This is a genomic window from Joostella sp., assembly GCF_048266025.1.
Classification (GTDB): Bacteria; Bacteroidota; Bacteroidia; order Flavobacteriales; family Flavobacteriaceae; genus Galbibacter; species Galbibacter atrarenae.
In genome coordinates, this window is record NZ_JBLXAF010000001.1 from 1,233,791 (window position 1) to 1,253,209 (window position 19,419).

Genomic DNA, 19,419 nt, shown 5'->3' on the forward strand with positions numbered 1-19,419 from the left:
TTAGTAGTTAGATAACTCAAACTTACTATTCAACTAACACTAACTTAAAGGTGCTTCAGTTTCTTTGGGGGAATTAATAACTCTATCAAATGAAACTTAAACACATTCCCGCTATTGCCATAATGGCTATTGCGTTTGCTTCTTGCACTAATGATGATGACAGTGCAACTACAGAAGTTCCTGAAGCTGTAAATGTAAATTTTCAGCATATATCAACATTAAATCCTGGTGGCGCTACAGAAATTTCTGCTTTTGACCCAGTAACTAAAAAGCTATTTACTATAAATCCAGATGCAAATCAGGTAATGGTATTTGATTTATCAGATCCATCTGCGCCTATTCAAAGTACAGCAATCGATGTAAGCGCTAATGGAACTCCTAATAGTGTTTCAGTAAACAATAAATTACTGGCAGTTGCTGTAGAGGCTTCTAATAAGCAGCAAAACGGACATGTTTTAGTTTATAATACAGAAAATGAGACTTTAGTAAATAATTTCACTGTAGGGGCGTTGCCAGATATGGTTTTATTCTCTCCAGATGGAAAATATCTTGTTACTGCTGATGAGGGAGAGCCTAGCTCCGATTATTTAACAGACCCAAAAGGAAGTGTTAGTATTATTGAGGTTACTTCTGGAAATGTAATGACCCTAACTTTTGATGATTTCTCAGCTCAAGAGTCAACACTCAAGGATGGTGGCTTTAGAGTTTTTGGACCAGGAGCTACTTTAGCTCAAGATATAGAACCAGAATATGTAGCAATTTCTGAGGATTCTAAAACAGCATGGATTACATTACAAGAGAATAATGGTATAGCAAAGGTAAATCTAGAAACTAAGAAAATCGAAGCTATTTATCCATTAGGATTTAAGGATCATATGTTGGCTCAGAATATGTTAGATGCTAGCAATAAAGACGATGAGACAGTGCTTAAAAATTGGCCTGTTTATGGTGTTTTTATGCCCGATGCAATTAAATATGCTAAAGTTGATGGCGTAGATTATATCATAACTGCCAATGAAGGGGATTCAAGAGATTATGATGGTTTCTCTGAAGAGGAAAGAGTAAAAGATCTTGAGTTAGATCCGATTGCTTTTCCAGATGCAGCGTCACTTCAGGAAGATGAAAATTTAGGAAGATTAAAAATAACGACTACATTAGGTGATACAGATAATGATGGAGATTACGACGAACTTTATTCATATGGAGCGCGTTCTTTTTCAATTTGGTCGGGAGACGGTGTATTAGTCTACGATAGCGGAAGTGATATTTCCGAAAAAGTTTTAGCATATACTCCAGGAAGTTTTAATGCAGATGAAGGAGAAGTTGATGGTAGAAGTGATGATAAAGGTGCAGAACCAGAAGCTGTAGAAACCGTGTTAATAGGAGAAAGAACAATCCTTTTTGTTGGCTTAGAGCGTAATAGTCAGATTATGGTATATGATATAAGTAATCCGTCAGCTCCAGAGTTTATACAGTTTTTAGAACAGTCTGGAGATATGGCTCCAGAAGGAGTCCTTGCTATTTCTGCTGATGATAGTCCTTCAGAAAAAGAACTTTTAGTAGTTACAAACGAAGGGAGTGGAACGATAAGTATTTATGAAAACGAATAATATATAAGATTAATTTTAATTCCGCAGAAGAGGTTGTCTATTTTATAGTCAGCCTTTTCTTTTTTATATGAATTATTTTATGTTAAAGATTTATGGTGCAACTTTTTAATTACCGAAAAGCAATCATTAAAAACTGAAAAAATAGAATTACCTTTGCGCCATAAAATTTTTAGTATGAGTGCTATTGTAGCCATTGTAGGAAGACCGAATGTCGGGAAATCAACTCTTTTTAATCGTATGATTAAAAGAAGAGACGCTATTGTTGATGAAATTAGTGGAGTAACCCGTGATCGTCATTATGGAAAATCAGATTGGAATGGTCGTGAGTTTTCTATTATTGACACAGGAGGTTATGTTGTAGGAAGTGATGATATTTTTGAAAAAGAGATTGATAAGCAAGTGGAACTTGCTATTGATGAAGCAGATGTAATAATATTTGTTGTAGATGTTGTTTCTGGTGTTACAGGAATGGATGAGGAGGTAGCTCAATTATTACGTCAAGCAAACAAACCTACTTTTATTGCTGTAAATAAAGTAGACAGTGCTCTTAGAGAAGCAGACGCTGTAGAGTTTTATTCTTTAGGTTTAGGAGAGTATTATACAATTTCAAGTATAAATGGTAGTGGTACAGGAGATTTATTAGATGCTGTAGCTGCAAGTTTACCAGAAGATGTAAAGGAAGAAGCGCAAGAAGAATTACCAAGATTTGCTGTTGTAGGACGTCCTAATGCAGGTAAATCATCTTTTATAAATGCACTTTTAGGAGAAGATCGTTATATCGTAACCGATATTGCAGGAACTACAAGAGATAGTGTTGATACTAAATACAACCGTTTCGGATTCGATTTCAACTTAATGGATACGGCAGGAATCCGTAGAAAAGCTAAAGTAAAAGAAGATTTAGAGTTTTATACGGTAATGCGTTCTGTTCGTGCGATTGAGCATAGTGATGTTTGTTTGTTAGTATTAGATGCAACCCGTGGGTTTGAAGGGCAAGATCTTAATATTTTTTGGCTTGCTGAAAGAAATAGAAAAGGAATCGTTATTCTAGTGAATAAATGGGACTTGGTTGAAAAAGATACCCATACTGTAAAGAAATTTGAAGCATACATTAGAGAGCAGATTGCGCCTTTTACCGATGTCCCTATTATCTTTATCTCAGCATTATCAAAGCAACGTATATTTAAGGCGATAGAGACTGCTGTTGAAGTTTATAACAATAAAACAAAGCGTATTAGCACTTCTAAGCTTAACGAAGTGATGTTGCCAATTATTGAGAACATACCACCTCCTTCTCATAAAGGGAAGTATGTTAAGGTGAAATTCTGTACGCAGTTACCAACACCTACACCTCAATTTGCTTTTTTTGCTAATTTACCGCAGTATGTGAAAGAACCATACCGTAGGTTTATTGAAAATAAATTAAGAGAGAATTTCGATTTCCACGGAGTTCCAGTGCAAGTTTATTTTAGAAAGAAATAATAAAAGTTAAAGTATTATTAAAAAGTAAATAATACGTTTATTGGTAATGGTTTTGTTCTATTTTCGGAGAAACTATACCAAAAACAAAATGATGATAAATTTTCAAACAGACCTCTTTTGCTTTTCTGCATTAGAGGCTTTTATTTTCTGTAATTCAGTAAAAATTCCCCTAGCCGTTAAACCTTATTTAGAAATGAAAGTCTTAGAAGCATGATAAACTTAAAAGACAACCAAATGAAAAAGCAGTTAGCATTGTTATTTTTCCTAGTCACCACCTTTTACTCATATTCACAAGAATATGAAGTTACCGGAAAAGTAATTGATGAAACTACAAAAGAGCCTTTAGAGGCTTCTACTATTTATGCAGAAACTATTAAGGATAGTACGATGGTCTCTTATACAATTTCTGATCAAACAGGAAGTTTTATTTTAGATCTAAATTCTGCTCAAAAAAAACTCAATTTATATATAATCTACAATGGTTATTCTCCCGTTAAAAAAACAATTACACTCGATAAGAAAATAATTGCTTTAGGGGAGATAGCATTGGCTTTACAAGCAGAACAATTAGAAGGTGTTAGCGTTGTTGGAGAGCGTATTCCAATTACTATAAAAAAGGATACCTTAGAATTTAATGCTGACTCTTTTAAAACACGACCAGATGCCAATGTAGAAGATGTGCTAAAAAAGCTTCCTGGAGTTGAGGTTGATACCGATGGAAATATCACTGTTAATGGAAAAGAAGTGAATAAAGTATTGGTAAATGGACAAGTTTTCTTTAGTGATGATCCTAAAGTGGCTACTAAAAGTTTACCAAAAGAGATTATAGATAAGATTCAGATTTCTGATACCAAATCCAAAACACAAGAATTTACTGGAGATGAAGGTGATGGTGAAAATAAAACCATCAATATAACTATCAAAAAGGATAAAAATAAAGGATACATGGGGCGTGCTTCATTGGGGTACGGTACCGATGAACGTTATCAAGTAAATGGTTTGCTTAATTATTTTAAAAATAAAGAGCGAATTAGCTTTATAGCGAGTTCTAATAACATTAATAACGCTGGTTTTTCTTTTGATGATGTTTACGATATGGTTGGGAATACTCGAGGAGGGTATTCTACACTTACAGATAATGGTTTGATAAATAGCTACGGAAGGGGGATTACAACATCTTCTACAGTTGGAGCCAGTTATGCAAATGCTGAAAAAGATGCTTATGAATTGAGTGCAAACTATTTTTTTGCGTATAGCGATTCTTATAACGATCAAAAAACGTCTAGAGAAAACTTATTGCCAGAAGGTAGCTTCTTTACCAATAGTGAATCTCGTTTTGACGGTTCTACAAATTCAAATAGCGGTTCAGCAAATCTAGAATTTGACATTGACGAAACATTACGTATTTCCTTAGACCCATCTTTGAATGTGACAAGAACAAACTCTATGGATACGAGTATGACAAACTCTACAGATGTAGATGGAGAATTGTCAAATAGTAATGAAACACAAACCTTAGATGATGGGTTACAAAGAAGTTTTTCTAATAGTTTAAACATTATCAAGAAGCTAGATACAGTAGGTAAGTTTGTAAGAGTTACTTTTTCTAATAATAACTCTAAAAATGAAAATGAATCTAATTTTCAATCTACGAGAGAGGTTTTTGGAGATGATCCAACTTTAGAATCAGTAAATCAATTTACTGAAACGGATAATAGAACTGATAGTTATCAAGTTGGAGTTTCTTATAGACAGCCGCTTGGGAATCAGTTTTTTTTAGATTTTGGCTATGATTATGAAGATAAAAAACAACGTAATGAGAACGATGTTTTAGACTTTAATGAAAATACGTTAGCGTACGACGACTTTAACGATGACCTTAGTACTAATTTTGAATTCAGTAATACTCAACAAAGACCGTCTTTTGGAATACGTAGAGATGGTGAGAAATGGCGTTGGAGAGTAGGGGCAGATTATGCACTAACAGATATTGATAATCAAGATTATTTACATGAGGGGACTTTTGAAAGGAGTTACGAGAACTTATTACTTAGTGCTTCATCATCATATAGGTTCAGTCAAAATTCGCGTTTCCGAGTAAATTATCGAACAAATATTGACGTGCCTTCAGTTGGGCAGCTCCAGCCTGTAATAAATATCAGTAATCCATTAAATATAAGACAAGGTAATCCAGATCTTGATGTTTCTAAAACACATCGTTTGTCACTGAATTTCAATAATTTTAATTGGAGAGAGCGTACAGGAGTGTTTTTATATGCTGGAGGAGAAATTCAAGATGATAAAGTAGTAAGTGTTACTACAACGGATGAAAATCTTTTACGTACTACTACCTATACAAATGTTAATGGAAATTATAATACATACCTAGGTTTTGGATATTCTAAGCAAATTAAGAAGGATACTACGTATACTATAAAGCTTAATTTTCGCCCAAACATGAGTTATAGTAAAGATGTAAGCTTTAGTAACGGGCAAGAATTAACTTCTAAACAGTTTAGTATTACTCCAAGAATAAGTACAACTTTTAATTATTTGGAACTGATAGAAATTGAGCCAGGGTATGATATTTCATATAACAATACTAAGTATAATATCGATAGGTTAGATGATGTTGAGTTTATATCTCATACAGCTACCTTTAGAACTACAACATATTGGCCAGAAAATGTAGTATGGGGTAATGATATAAACTATAATTACAATGGGAATGTTTCAGATGAGTTTGATAAAGATGCATTGTTTTGGAACATGAGTTTAGGGTATCAATTCTTTAAAAAGAAAGCAACATTCAAGGTGTTAGCTTACGATTTACTGAATCAGAATAATAATGTTAGGCGTACAACGGGAGCAGATTATATTCAAGATTACCAGAGTACTGTACTTACACAATACTTTATGGCTAGTCTGAGCTTTAAGTTTGATCAGTTTGGAGGTAAGCCAGGGCCAGGTGGTGGACGAGGAGGAAGACATATTAGAATGTAGAGTGTGAATTCTAACAAAAAATAAATCCCGAAGACTCAATGAATCTTCGGGATTTATTTTTTTTGAGTTAAGGTAGTTTTACCAGCTTCCGCCAGCACCGCCACCACTAAAGCCGCCTCCGCCGAAGCCACCTCCAAAACCACCGCCGCCGAAGCCACCTCCAGAGGAACTACCGCCTCCAAAGCTTCCGCCACCGCGGCCAAGGTTACTTAGTATTATCATATCCATAAGATCAAAGCCACCGCCTCTACGTCCGCCATTACGACCTCCGCCACGATTGTTTTTTGATAGAATAATCATAATTACAATGAAGATGATGAACAAGAAAATAAAGCCACCGCCACCACCAGAAGAATTGCTTTTTCTTTGTTGCGGTGTTCCTGTATATGTGCCGTTAAAGAGATCTATGAGTTTGTCAGTTCCTTTGTCTAGGCCACTGTAGTAATCTCCTTTTTTAAATTCTGGAAGAATAACATTTCTTATAATTTCTCCATTAATACCAGCTGTTAACTTCTGTTCGAGTCCATAACCTGGAGAAATCCAAATCTTGCGCTCTTGTTCTGCTAATAAGATAAAAACCCCATTATCTTCTTTGCTTTGTCCTATTTTCCACTCATGAGCCCATTTAGGGGTAAGTGTACCAATGTATTCACCATTAATAGTAGGAACGGTAGCTATTACAATTTGAGTGCTTGTTGTGTCTGCATAATTAATGAGTTTCTGCTCTAAAGCAGCTTTCTCTGAGGTAGAAAGTACTTTAGCATAATCATATACACTAGTTTGTACTGCTGGCTTCGCAGGAATATCAAACTGTGCATGTACAGATTGTAACAATATACATCCGAAGAAAAATAGTAGGAATGCTAATTTTTGTTTTTGCATTAAGATTTAGCTTTTGGAGATTTGATCAGAAAGTTCGTTTACATCATCGTGTTGCCAAGGGAAGTGTTTTTGTAATTCTACACCTGCCTTTAATATTCCTTCAACAAGTCCTTCTTTAAAACGGTTGTTTCTAAAGTGAGCTTGTATAATATCTTTTGTGCTGTTCCAAAAACCTTCAGGAACAGCTCTATCAATTCCTTTATCCCCATAAATGGCAAAAGTTTTATCGTCTGTTGCGACATAAAATAAAACTCCATTTTCATCTTTAGTATTGTCCATTTTTAACATGTGAAAAACTTCATTCGCTCTTTTTAAAGGATCTTTTTTGCTAGACGCTTCAATATGAACACGAATTTCTCCTGAAGTTTCTTTTTCAGCTTTACGGATGGCATTTACAATTTCTTTTTCCTCTTCAGGAGAAAGAAAAGCCTCTACTTTAGATGATTTCATGAGATGAGTAACTTAAAGGATTATTAGAAAAAAAGGTGCTGTAATTAAACAGCACCTAATTATTTTATTTGTCAAAATCGAATTCAACATCAACAGGATTTTCAGCTCCTGCTTCAGCATCGAAATAAGGTTTTCCTTCAAAACCAAACCAACCTGCTAATATAGAATTAGGGAATGTTTTTACGTGGTTATTGTAAGGCTTAATAGCTTCATTGAAACGAACTCTAGCAGTCTGGATACTATTTTCAGTGCTGGTAAGTTCATCTTGTAATTTCAAAAAGTTCTGATTAGCTTTTAATTCAGGATAACGCTCCACACTCACTAAAAGTTTACTTAAAGCACCGCTTAATCCACCTTGAACTTGATTGAATTGTGACAGCTGCTCTGGAGTGATATTTTCAGGATTAATATTTACAGAAGTAGCTTTTGCTCTAGCTTCAATAACATCGGTTAGCGTATTTCTCTCGAAATCTGCAGCACCTTTTACCGTATTTACTAAATTTCCGATTAGGTCATTTCTACGTTGATAAGCAGTTTGTACATTACCCCATGCTTCAGAAACATTTTCATTTAAATTGATGGCTTTGTTATTAAAGCCAACAGCCCAATTATAGATTCCGAAACCTAGAACGGCTAATACAATTAAACCAATGATCCACTTTTTCATTTTTAAAATAATTTATTGAGTTGTTAATTTTTATGTTGTAGTCGGGGAATTTATTCTATTAGAATAAAGGATTCAAAATTCATCATTTTAATTGAAATAATGAAATAAATTATAACTGATCTTTAATTTTAATAAGTTCAGCTTTAACTCCTTCTAATTTACGAATAATATCATAATTAGAAAGGGCTTTTTGCTTTTGCTCTTTTAGGTGAAGCTTGGCTCCTTCTAATGTAAATCCGCGTTCTTTTACAAGGTGATAAATAAGACTTAAATTCTTTAAATCTTCTTGTGTAAATTTTCTATTTCCCTTCGCATTTTTTTTTGGTTTAAGGATGTCAAATTCCTTGTCCCAAAATCTAATGAGGGATGCGTTGACGTCAAAAGCTTTAGCGACTTCGCCAATACTATAATATAATTTATCTGGAAGATTTATATGCATTAGTCAAGCGATTGGTTTTCTTGTGATGCTGCATGAAGTAAAGCTTCGTATTCTTCAGCAGATAAACTTCCGTAATAGAAATTTAATGGATTTATTCTGTTGCCATCTTTCCATACTTCGTAATGGCAGTGTGGAGCTTGAGATCTACCTGTGCTTCCAACAAGACCAATAAGGTCACCGCGTTTTACTTTCTGTCCAGGTCTCACCTTATATTTACTAAGGTGTGCATAAAGACTCATATATCCAAAGTCGTGATCTATTCTTATGTGCTCACCATAACCTGAAGAGCGATTGTCTGCTCTGGTAACAATTCCATCTCCAGTTGCATAAACGGGAGTACCGCGAGGGGCGGTAAAATCCATTCCGTAATGCATTTTTCTTGCTTTTGTAAACGGATCAGAACGCCAACCATAACCAGAAGCCATGCGAGTTAAATCTTCATTACTTACAGGTTGTATTGCTGGAATTGCTGCAAGAAGTTTTTCTTTCTCTTTTGCAAGTTCTGTAATTTCATCTAGCGATTTAGATTGTATAACTAATCTTTTCTGAAGCTTTTCTAATTTTTTTGTGGCGTCAATAATCAAATCAGAATTATTAAAACCTTCTAATTTAGTATATCTATTTACACCACCAAAACCCGCAGTTCTCTGTTCTGACGGAATAGGACTAGCCTCAAAATAGAGTCTGTAAATGTTGTTATCTCGATCTTCTATATTTGCAAGAACCTCTTCTATTTGGTTCATTTTATTGTTTAGAATCTCAAATTGAAATTCATAATTTTTTAATTCTCGAGCTTGAGAAAGTTCTTTTGGAGTGTTTACTAAATTTGTATTTAATAAAATAAGCAAGCAAATACCGCCAAAAAGAAAGGCAGCAAATACAAATAAACTAATATTAACAACCTTTTTACCTTTTTTAGGTTCAATCCTTCTATAAGATAAAGTTTCAGAATCGTAATAATATTTTACCTTCGTCATTAGTTTAAAAATTCTATTTTTGCCATGTATATGGACGTGTCGCTCATTTGTGTAACAAACAAATATATAAATTGTTTTATCAGTTAGTGTAATTTTTAGAAAAAGTTAAGAGTTTATGATGAATTCCAGAGAGATAAGAAAGCAGTTTCTGCAGTTTTTTGAAGATAAGAATCATGAGATCGTTTCCTCAGCACCAATGGTAGTTAAGGATGATCCAACACTTATGTTTACGAATGCCGGAATGAATCAGTTTAAAGAATATTTTTTAGGTAATAAAGTGCCAAAAAATAAGCGAGCTACTGATACTCAAAAATGCCTTCGTGTAAGTGGAAAACATAACGATTTGGAGGAAGTAGGTAAAGATACTTACCACCATACTATGTTTGAAATGTTGGGGAATTGGAGTTTTGGAGATTATTTCAAAAAAGAAGCCATTAACTGGGCATGGGAATTACTTACGGAAGTATATAAAATTGATAAAGATATTCTTTATATCACCGTTTTTGAGGGTGCTGAAGCAGAAGGGCTACCAATAGATCAAGAAGCATATGACCTTTGGAAAGAGATTGTGCCAGAAGACAGAATTATTCTTGGTAATAAAAAGGATAATTTTTGGGAAATGGGAGATCAAGGGCCTTGTGGACCTTCATCAGAAATTCATGTTGATATTCGCTCTGCAGAAGATAAGGCAAAGACTCCTGGTGCAGATTTAGTAAACCAAGATCATCCACAAGTGGTTGAAATCTGGAATCTGGTTTTTATGGAATTTAACCGAAAAGCTAATGGATCTCTAGAAAAATTGCCAGCACAACACGTAGATACTGGATTAGGATTTGAGCGTTTGTGTATGGTGTTGCAAGATAAAAAGAGTAACTATGATACGGATGTATTTACACCTCTGATTAGAGAAATAGAAACAATTACCAATTCTAAATATGGTAAGACTGAAGAAATAGATATTGCAATTCGCGTGATTGCAGATCATGTTCGTGCAGTAGCCTTTTCAATAGCAGACGGTCAATTACCTAGTAATACAGGAGCTGGATATGTAATTCGTAGAATTTTACGAAGAGCAATTCGCTACGGATTTACTTTTTTAGATCAGAAGGAACCATTTATCTATAAACTAGTAGATACTTTAATTAAGCAATTACAAGAATTTTTCCCTGAATTGCAGAAAGAGAAGAATATTATTATCAATGTAATAAGAGAAGAAGAAAATTCTTTCTTGAGAACATTAGCACAAGGTTTAGTGCTATTGGATAATATTATAGCTTCTAATTCTGATAAGACGATTTCGGGAAGTAAAGCTTTTGAGTTATACGATACTTATGGTTTTCCAATCGATTTAACAGCACTTATTCTTCAAGAGAAAGGATTTAAGTTGGATGAAAAAGGATTTCAAGAGGAATTAGAAAAACAAAAGAATAGATCTAGAGCCGCTACAAAAATAGAAACTGGAGATTGGGAAGTTTTAATTGATGATCCAGTTGAAGAATTTGTAGGCTACGACACACTAGAAACACAAGTACGAATTACACGCTACCGAAAAGTAGAAAGTAAAAAAGACGGAGAACTTTATCAATTGGTCTTTAATATTACACCTTTTTATGCTGAAGGAGGAGGTCAAGTTGGAGATAAAGGATATTTAGAATCTGCTAACGGCGATGTTATTTATATTATTGATACTAAAAAGGAGAATAATCTAATTATACATTTCTCTAAGAATTTACCTAAGAATATAAACGATCCTTTTAGAGCGGTTGTAGATGAAAAGCAACGTAGTCGATCTGCTGCTAATCATACAGCAACGCATTTGTTACACCAAGCATTGCGTAGTGTATTAGGAGCTCATGTGGAGCAAAAAGGGAGTATGGTTCATAGTGGTTACTTGCGTTTTGATTTTTCCCACTTTGCAAAAGTTACTTCTGAAGAGCTCACACATATTGAAGATTTTGTAAATGCAAGAATTCGCGAACAATTGCCATTGCAAGAAAATAGACATATGCCGTACCAAGAAGCTATAGATCAAGGAGCTGTTGCTTTGTTTGGAGAGAAATATGGAGACTTAGTTCGTGCTGTAAAGTTTGGAGAAAGCATGGAGCTTTGTGGAGGTACGCATGTAGCCAATACCAGTGATATTTGGCACTTTATAATTACAAATGAAAGTGCCGTTGCAGCAGGTGTTCGAAGAATAGAAGCAATTACTTTTGATGCCGCAAAAGAATATTTTGCAAATCAAACAGAAGCTTTCAAGCAAGTAAAAGCATTATTAAAAAATAATAGTGCAGATCCTATAAAGGCTGTAACAGTGCTTCAAGAGGAAAATGCTGCAATGAAAAAGCAAATTGAACAGCTGTTAAAAGATAAAGCAAAAGGTCTTAAAGGGGAGCTGAAAGCTGAGTTAGAGGAGATAAATGGTGTTCGGTTCTTAGCTAAGAAAGTAGATTTAGATCAGGGGAGTATTAAAGACCTCTCTTTTGAGCTTGGGAGTGAGTTTAAAAACTTATTTTTATTATTTGCTTCAGAAAATGAAGGAAAAGTAATGCTTACATGCTATGTTTCTAAAGAGATTGTAAAAGAAAAAGATTTAAATGCAGGACAAGTAGTTCGTGAGCTTGGAAAACTTATTCAAGGTGGTGGCGGTGGTCAGCCTTTCTTTGCAACTGCAGGAGGTAAAAACCCTGCAGGAATTCCTGAGGCATTATTAAAAGCAAAAGATTTTATAGGATAATTTAAGAATAAATTTTAATTAAAAACTCCCAAGCAACAATGTTTGGGAGTTTTTTTATGGTATATTCTGGTGCTTTTTTTATTACTGAGTTTAGTTAAAATATTCATAACAATTAAACCTTATTTCTGTAATGAAGTCTTAGTAGTATAATAATTTTAAAAATTAATAAAATGAAAAAGACAATAGGTTTATTAGCGCTAGTATTAATTACAGCAACTTCATTTGCACAAGAAAGAGGAGGAAGAGAAAATAGAAATGAGGATAGAAAAGAGAAAAGAGAAGATTTTAAAGATATGTATAAAGATTTAACCCCTGATCAAATTGCGGAGTTAAAAACTAAAAAAATGGCATTAGAATTAGATCTTTCAGATGCACAACAAAAGGATATCTTCAGTTTAAATAAAGATATGGCTACGAAGCATAAAGCTAAGATGGAGACTTTTAAAGATAAAAAAGAGAAAGGTGAGAAGCCAAGTTCAGAAGAGCGTTATGAGATGATGAAAAATAGATTGGATGAGCAATTAGCTGTTCAAACTAAAATGAAAAATATCTTAAATGAAGATCAATATAAAATGTGGAAAAGAAGTCAGCATAACAAACACGGTAAACGTGAACATAGAATGGCTGCTAGAAAATAATAAGTTGGTTGGTTAAGTTTATAGCTAAAATCCCCGAGAATTTCGATATGAATTCTCGGGGATTTTTTATTGTAATGATTTTGTGTTCACCACTATTTATATAAGGACACTTTAATTTAGAGTGTTTTAACTACTTTGGCTGCAGCTTCAATAGTTTTATCTAAATCTTCATATGTAAGAGCGTCGTTTAAGAACCAACTTTCAAAAGCACTTGGAGGTAAATAAATTCCCTCTTTTAGCATTCCGTGGAAAAACTTTTTAAAGTAATCGTTATTTCCTTTTACAGAAGTTTTAAAATCATAAACTTCATCTGTAAAATGAACAGAAATCATAGATCCTAGCCTGTTTATAGTATAAGTAAGATCTGTTTCTTCAAGAGCTTTTTCAAGACCGATATGTAAATAAGCTGTCTTATCTGCTAGTTTTTTATAGATGTCTTCATGCTCAAATAATGTTTGAAGCATTGTTAATCCAGCGGCCATTGCAAGTGGATTTCCGCTTAAAGTTCCCGCTTGATAAACTGGACCAATTGGCGCTAGATGATTCATAATTTCATTTCTAGCGGCAAAAGCACCAACAGGAAGTCCGCCACCAATTACTTTTCCAAAAGTAACAATGTCTGCTCTTACGCTTAGTAACTCTTGTGCTCCTCCTTGGGCAAGGCGGAAACCAGTCATTACTTCATCAAAAATTAATAATATTTTATTGTCGTCACATAGTTTTCTTAAGCCTTCTAAGAATCCTTTTTTAGGAACAATACATCCCATGTTTCCGGCAACAGGTTCAATAATGATTGCTGAAATTTCATTTTTATTAGCATCGATAAGAGCTTTTACGCTCTCTAAGTCGTTGTAATTGGCAAGTAGAGTATCTTTTGCAGTTCCTTGGGTAACACCAGGGCTATTTGGACTTCCAAATGTTACAGCACCACTTCCTGCTTGTATCAGAAAAGAATCTGAATGCCCATGGTAACAACCTGCAAATTTGATGATTTTGTCTTTTCCAGTAAAACCTCTTGCAAGTCTAACAGCACTCATACAAGCTTCTGTACCACTATTTACAAATCGAATTTTATCAACATTAGGAACCATAGAAACAGCTAGTTTAGCAATTTCAGTTTCTATTTGTGTTGGCATCCCAAAAGAAGTTCCTAATTTTGTTTTTCTAATAACAGCATTTACAACTGGTTGAAAAGCATGACCTAAAATCATTGGTCCCCAAGATGCTATATAATCAATTAATTTATTTCCATCCGCATCATATAGATATGCTCCTTTCGCCTGCTTAACAAATATTGGATCTCCACCTACAGCATTAAAGGCTCTAACAGGAGAATTTACTCCACCAGGAATATATTTTTTAGCTTCCGTAAAAAGTGCACTACTTCTTTTATATAACATGTTTTCTATTTTAATTTAGATATAATATTTGTCCTATTTTAATATTATTATCTCTTAATCCATTTTTTCGTTTTATAGCATCAACAGAAACATTATAACGTTTCGATATTGAATACAAGGTATCTCCCTTTTTTACTTTGTAGGTCATTTCTGCAACTTGCTTCATCTTTGCAGGATTTGTTCCTAAAACTACCGCATCATATTTATAAAGACCATATTTATCTATCAAACTGATTAGTTTTTCAGGATATCTTCTGTCTGTTGCATAGCCAGCTTTACGGAGTCCTTTTGCCCAAGCACGATAATCGTCTTTATCTAAATCGAACAAAAACGCATACCGACTTCGGGTGGTAAGAAATTCAGAGTGATCTTGATATGAAAGCTCGGGGTACTTATATTTTCTAAAACATTCTCCTCTTGCATCATCATCATGATAAGCTCTCTCTCCTGTCCATCCACTGTGGCATTTTATGCCGAAATGGTTGTTGGCTTTTCGTACCAATTCTCCTTTTCCGGCACCACTTTCTAAAATTCCTTGCGCTAAAATTATACTAGCCGGAATTCCATAGTTCCGCATTTGGCGCTCAGCAATCGGACTAAAAACATCGATATACTCATCTACAGTGGCCGTGTAAACCGTAGTTCTCGATGTTGATTGTAACGTTTCCGTATCTGTGGCATTGTAGCTTCCGTTGGTATTATTCTGGGTATTGGTTGTAGGTTGTTTTCTAGGGTCTTTTTTGCTGGCTGCTGCTTTTTTTTTAGCTCCGCAACTCACTAAAAAGACAATAAGAAATGCAAAAATGAGGCGTTTTATAATCATTTTATTAGGGGTAAATTCTTTTGTTTTAAGCGTTCGTTCATTCCTGAAATACCTTGCAATCCTCCAGTATGAATGGCTAATATTTTTGTGTGCTCCTTAAAATAACCTTCTTTAATTAAGTTTAGTATTCCAAACATCATTTTTCCTGTATAAACAGGATCGAGAGGAATGCCAGTCTCATCTTTAAATTCATTTATAAAATGAATCAACTCCTGATTAATTTTAGCATATCCGCCAAAATGATAATCAGTTTGTAGGTTCCAGTTATCTTGATTCGCAAATTTACGAATTTCTGTTTGTAAAAAGTTGCCTTTCAGCGCAGGAAACCCCAAAACTTGTTGACGAACTTGTGAACAATTAATGAGTCCAGAAATAGTACCTCCAGTTCCTACAGCTGTACAGATATAGTCGAAGTTAAAATCTTCGCCTTCTAGAATTTCTTCACACCCCTTTACGGCCAAGTTATTTGTTCCTCCTTCGGGGACTAAAAAAAAGTCTCCAAACTCCTCTTTTAATTTATTTATAAAAATGGGGTCTTCTTTTTCTCTATAATCAGAACGACTTACATATTTGAATATCATGCCGTGTTTTTCAGCAAAAGTAAGGGTAGTATTTTTTTCGGTTTTATCAGCGAGTTCTTCACCTCTAATAACACCAATCGTTTTTAATCCATTTTCAAATCCTGCATAGGCAGTAGCAGCAATATGATTAGAAAAAGCACCTCCAAAAGTTAAAAGCGTATGGTGCTTTAATTTTTCTGCTTCTGAAATATTATATTTTAATTTCCGGAATTTATTTCCTGAGATAAAAGGATGAATCAAGTCTTCGCGTTTGATGAATAATCGAACGGAAGCTTTTATAGTGTCTTTTAAAACAATCTCTTGATTATGCAAAATAGCATGTTTATTTGTGGTGCTGCAAAGATAAAAATAACAATTACTTTAGGTAATGTAAAAAGCCCCAAATAGAGCGCTTGTTTAGATAGTTTAGGTTTCGCTCGTTTTGATAGGCCTCTTTTTCAAAGCTTATGTTTCTATAAGCTTCATTGAAATTTCTAAACTTTATAATACCAATAATCCATTCAAAAGTATACCAGATATAGAAAGGGATAATCAGTAATTCTAATTGTTGCTTTAAATGAATCCGTTCGTGGTTAATCAATACTTCGTCTTGGCGTAGGTTGTTTTCCTTTAAAATAATTATCGGCCAGAGCGTAAGGCCAACATATCTTTTTGGAAAAATGTATTTAAAAATTAGAATCATAAATCAGCTTTTAGTAGAGCCGTAGTTTTCTGTTATCTTTGTAAAGATATAAGGATTTATAGTTATAAAAGTTTATTAGCCTAGTTTTTAAGCTGATTTATAAAAAAGAACTCCTTAGAAGCAGATATAAAAATGAAAAAAATATTAAAGCCTGAAGAAGGCGATTATTATTTGTCTCCTGAAGGCTATCGCGTTTTTACAGAACAATATCATTTAAAGCGAGGGTATTGTTGCGAAAATGGTTGCAGACATTGCCCATATGGATTTAATAAGAAAAGAAAATAGCGAATTGGCTAAAGTCAATTTTATAAAAAAATAATTTGATGATTGATACACAGAATACTTTTGAAAATCAGATCTTAGAAGGGATTCCAGCGAGTCTTCCTATTAAAAAGGAATATGATGAGCATGTAAATCATGCTCCAAAGCGAAAAGATATTTTAACTGCTGAAGAGAAGAAATTAGCACTTAAGAATGCTTTACGATATTTTGATAAGAGTTTTCATGCAGAGTTGATTGAAGAATTTAAAGAGGAGTTGGATTTATATGGACGGATTTATATGTATCGTTTTCGTCCTGATTACGAAATGTATGCTAGGCCAATAAATCAATATCCTGCAAAGTCTAAGCATGCTGCCGCAATTATGTTGATGATTATGAATAATCTCGACCCAAAAGTAGCACAGCATCCACATGAATTGATTACTTACGGAGGGAATGGAGCTGTTTTTCAGAATTGGGCGCAATATCGCCTAACTATGAAATATCTCGCTGAAATGAATGATGAGCAAACCCTGGTTATGTACAGCGGACACCCAATGGGGCTATTTCCTTCAAACAGAAATGCGCCTAGAGTTGTTGTTACGAATGGAATGATGATTCCTAATTATTCCAGTCAAGACGATTGGGAAAAATTCAATGCACTTGGTGTTACTCAATATGGACAGATGACAGCGGGAAGTTATATGTATATCGGTCCGCAGGGAATTGTTCATGGAACAACTATAACAGTGTTAAATGGTTTCCGTAAGATTAAAAAATCTCCAGAGGGAGGTGTTTTTGTAACTTCAGGATTAGGAGGTATGAGTGGAGCGCAGCCAAAAGCGGGGAATATAGCGGGTTGTATTACTGTTTGTGCTGAAGTAAATCCAAAAGCTATTGCAACAAGACATTCCCAAGGTTGGGTTGATGAGGTTGTTTCTGATTTGGGGGAGTTAACTGCAAGAGTAAAGAAGGCGCAAGCAGCTAAAGAGACTGTTTCTATAGCATATGAAGGAAATGTAGTAGAGGTTTGGGAGAAATTTGATGTCGAGAATATACATGTAGATTTAGGTTCCGATCAGACTTCGTTGCATAATCCGTGGGCAGGGGGATATTATCCTGTGGGATTAACGTTGGGAGAATCGCAAGCGCTAATGGCAAACAATGCTGAAGCTTTTAAAGAAAAAGTACAAGAAAGTTTACGTCGTCATGCGGCGGCAGTAAATAAACATACGGACAAAGGGACATACTTTTTTGATTATGGAAACGCATTTTTATTAGAGGCTTCTCGTGCAGGAGCAGATGTAATGGCTTCTAATGGAATTGATTTTAAGTATCCTAGTTATGTCCAAGATATTATGGGACCTATGTGTTTTGATTATGGTTTTGGTCCTTTTAGATGGGTTTGCGCTAGTGGAGATCCTGAAGATTTAAAGAAGACAGACGCTATTGCTTGTCAAGTTTTAGAAGAGATTAAAGAAACAGCGCCAGAAGAAATTCAGAAACAATTAGAAGATAATATCCAATGGATTAAATCTGCACAAGAAAATAAACTTGTAGTAGGTTCTCAGGCTAGGATTTTATATGCCGATGCAGAGGGTAGGATTAAAATTGCAAAAGCTTTTAATAAGGCGATTGAAGAAAATAAAATTGGTTTTGTAATATTAGGAAGAGATCATCATGATGTTAGTGGAACAGATTCTCCATATCGAGAAACTTCTAATATTTATGATGGATCGAGCTTTACCACAGACATGGCTATACATAATGTTATTGGAGATAGTTTTAGAGGTGCTAGTTGGGTAAGTATCCATAATGGCGGCGGTGTTGGCTGGGGTGAAGTTATTAATGGAGGTTTTGGTATGGTTCTTGATGGTAGTATAGAAGCGGATAAACGTTTGCAGTCCATGCTGTTTTGGGATGTGAATAATGGTATTGCAAGAAGAAGCTGGGCAAGAAATGAAGAAGCAGTATTTGCCATAAAAAGAGCCATGCAAGTAGAGCCAGATTTAAAAGTGACTTTACCGAATTTTGTAGACGAAGATTTGCTATAATAGTTAAATGATATTACTCCACTTAGTAGTCGGAGGAATTTATAATAAACGATAAACTTTAAAGCGAAATAAAATGAAAACAATTAAACTCTTCTCTGGAATGTTACTGGTTGCCTTACTAATGGGGGCTTGCTCTTCAGTGAGCGTAGCAACTGATTATGATAGGCATGTAGATTTTTCGAAATACAAAACTTTTGCATTTTATAAACCTGGAATCGATAAGGCAGGAATCTCTGACTTGGATAAAAAAAGAATTTTACGCTCTATTCAATATGAATTACAGAATAGGGGTTATGTATTATCTGCAAATCCAGATGTACTTGTAAGTATCTTTACCAAAGAAGTTGACCGTGTAAGCGTATACAACAATGTTGGTTGGGGATGGGGTTATTACGGATACCCTTATTGGGGAGGAGGATATAACTCTGTTTCTACAGAAACTGAAGGTTCTCTTTATATAGATATGATTGATGCAGAAAAGAAAGAACTTGTTTGGCAAGGTAAAGGAACTGGAAGCCTAGTAACAAGCGGAGATATGGCTAAAAAGGAAGAGCGTATCACTATGTTTGTAAAAGAGATTCTAGAGCAATTTCCTCCAATTACTACTCAAGTAGCTGCTGTAGATAACGGACAATAAAAACACACCAGATATTATTTAAAAGCCACATTTATGTGGCTTTTTTTATGTTTAAAATTTATAGAATGAGCTTAATCGTTAAACTTTAAAATAATTTAA

At 34.5% G+C, this 19,419-nt stretch carries 17 protein-coding genes; 8 read left to right on the forward strand and 9 right to left on the reverse strand.

The annotated features are described in order from the left end of the window. Positions 1-89 precede the first annotated feature (89 nt). The 3 genes from ACN0TY_RS05150 (at position 90) to ACN0TY_RS05160 (ending at position 6,095) form a co-directional block, all read left to right on the forward strand. The gene (locus tag ACN0TY_RS05150; RefSeq protein WP_417443630.1) at positions 90-1,610 is read left to right on the forward strand and encodes a choice-of-anchor I family protein; all 1,521 of its coding nucleotides are present in this window, start codon (positions 90-92) and stop codon (positions 1,608-1,610) included. A gap of 174 nt (positions 1,611-1,784) precedes the next feature. Beyond that, the gene (gene der / locus ACN0TY_RS05155; protein ID WP_236957955.1) at positions 1,785-3,092 is read left to right on the forward strand and encodes a ribosome biogenesis GTPase Der; all 1,308 of its coding nucleotides are present in this window, start codon (positions 1,785-1,787) and stop codon (positions 3,090-3,092) included. Between the two features lie 234 nt (positions 3,093-3,326). Beyond that, positions 3,327-6,095, forward strand: coding sequence for an outer membrane beta-barrel protein (locus tag ACN0TY_RS05160; protein WP_417443631.1), 2,769 nt, complete (start codon positions 3,327-3,329; stop codon positions 6,093-6,095). Between the two features lie 78 nt (positions 6,096-6,173). Here the strand turns inward: ACN0TY_RS05160 and ACN0TY_RS05165 are convergent, their stop codons facing one another. The 5 genes from ACN0TY_RS05165 to ACN0TY_RS05185 form a co-directional block, all read right to left on the reverse strand. Further along, positions 6,174-6,977 carry a TPM domain-containing protein gene (locus ACN0TY_RS05165; RefSeq protein WP_417443632.1) on the reverse strand — a complete coding sequence of 268 codons (804 nt, stop codon included), beginning with the start codon at positions 6,975-6,977 and terminating at the stop codon, positions 6,174-6,176. Between the two features lie 6 nt (positions 6,978-6,983). Continuing rightward, positions 6,984-7,427 (reverse strand): TPM domain-containing protein, encoded by a 444-nt coding sequence (locus tag ACN0TY_RS05170; RefSeq protein WP_417443633.1) that lies wholly within the window; start codon positions 7,425-7,427, stop codon positions 6,984-6,986. A gap of 64 nt (positions 7,428-7,491) precedes the next feature. Beyond that, the gene (locus tag ACN0TY_RS05175) at positions 7,492-8,094 is read right to left on the reverse strand and encodes a LemA family protein (protein WP_236957959.1); all 603 of its coding nucleotides are present in this window, start codon (positions 8,092-8,094) and stop codon (positions 7,492-7,494) included. A 109-nt stretch (positions 8,095-8,203) separates the two neighbouring features. Next, the gene (locus ACN0TY_RS05180) at positions 8,204-8,533 is read right to left on the reverse strand and encodes a MerR family transcriptional regulator (protein WP_236957960.1); all 330 of its coding nucleotides are present in this window, start codon (positions 8,531-8,533) and stop codon (positions 8,204-8,206) included. Continuing rightward, on the reverse strand, positions 8,533-9,510 hold the full coding sequence (locus ACN0TY_RS05185; protein ID WP_236957961.1) for a M23 family metallopeptidase: 978 nt from the start codon (positions 9,508-9,510) through the stop codon (positions 8,533-8,535). Before ACN0TY_RS05185 ends, ACN0TY_RS05180 begins: the two co-directional genes overlap by 1 nt. A 118-nt stretch (positions 9,511-9,628) precedes the next feature. On the opposite strand from ACN0TY_RS05185, the gene alaS reads away from it, so the two are divergent. Together alaS and ACN0TY_RS05195 are read left to right on the forward strand one after the other, a co-directional pair. Next, entirely contained in the window at positions 9,629-12,244 is a 2,616-nt protein-coding gene (alaS, locus tag ACN0TY_RS05190; protein WP_417443699.1) for an alanine--tRNA ligase, read from the forward strand. A 170-nt stretch (positions 12,245-12,414) separates the two neighbouring features. Then, positions 12,415-12,882 carry a hypothetical protein gene (locus tag ACN0TY_RS05195; protein WP_417443634.1) on the forward strand — a complete coding sequence of 156 codons (468 nt, stop codon included), beginning with the start codon at positions 12,415-12,417 and terminating at the stop codon, positions 12,880-12,882. A 116-nt stretch (positions 12,883-12,998) separates the two neighbouring features. Here ACN0TY_RS05195 and hemL read toward each other — a convergent pair whose 3' ends face one another. Genes hemL through ACN0TY_RS05215 form a run of 4 tightly spaced genes read right to left on the reverse strand, consistent with a single transcriptional unit; the run spans position 12,999 to position 16,368 of the window. Then, complete coding sequence (gene hemL / locus ACN0TY_RS05200; protein ID WP_236957963.1) at positions 12,999-14,282, reverse strand: glutamate-1-semialdehyde 2,1-aminomutase; 1,284 nt, start codon at positions 14,280-14,282, stop codon at positions 12,999-13,001. A 10-nt stretch (positions 14,283-14,292) separates the two neighbouring features. Beyond that, positions 14,293-15,105, reverse strand: a complete 813-nt coding sequence (locus ACN0TY_RS05205; protein WP_417443635.1) for a glucosaminidase domain-containing protein — start codon at positions 15,103-15,105, stop codon at positions 14,293-14,295. Further along, entirely contained in the window at positions 15,102-15,998 is an 897-nt protein-coding gene (locus tag ACN0TY_RS05210) for a 1-aminocyclopropane-1-carboxylate deaminase/D-cysteine desulfhydrase (RefSeq protein WP_417443636.1), read from the reverse strand. The genes ACN0TY_RS05205 and ACN0TY_RS05210 overlap by 4 nt, the downstream gene beginning before the upstream one ends. Before the next feature lie 43 nt (positions 15,999-16,041). Further along, positions 16,042-16,368, reverse strand: a complete 327-nt coding sequence (locus ACN0TY_RS05215) for a hypothetical protein (RefSeq protein WP_236957966.1) — start codon at positions 16,366-16,368, stop codon at positions 16,042-16,044. 132 nt (positions 16,369-16,500) lie between these two features. Here ACN0TY_RS05215 and ACN0TY_RS05220 point away from each other — a divergent pair, with 132 nt between their 5' ends. The 3 genes from ACN0TY_RS05220 to ACN0TY_RS05230 all read left to right on the forward strand — a co-directional run bounded on the left by ACN0TY_RS05220 (position 16,501) and on the right by ACN0TY_RS05230 (position 19,320). Beyond that, the gene (locus tag ACN0TY_RS05220; protein WP_417443637.1) at positions 16,501-16,653 is read left to right on the forward strand and encodes a DUF5522 domain-containing protein; all 153 of its coding nucleotides are present in this window, start codon (positions 16,501-16,503) and stop codon (positions 16,651-16,653) included. A gap of 38 nt (positions 16,654-16,691) precedes the next feature. Continuing rightward, complete coding sequence (locus ACN0TY_RS05225) at positions 16,692-18,683, forward strand: urocanate hydratase (protein ID WP_417443638.1); 1,992 nt, start codon at positions 16,692-16,694, stop codon at positions 18,681-18,683. Positions 18,684-18,756: 73 nt separating this feature from the next. Beyond that, positions 18,757-19,320 (forward strand): DUF4136 domain-containing protein, encoded by a 564-nt coding sequence (locus ACN0TY_RS05230; protein WP_236957969.1) that lies wholly within the window; start codon positions 18,757-18,759, stop codon positions 19,318-19,320. The last annotated feature ends 99 nt before the right edge of the window (positions 19,321-19,419 follow it).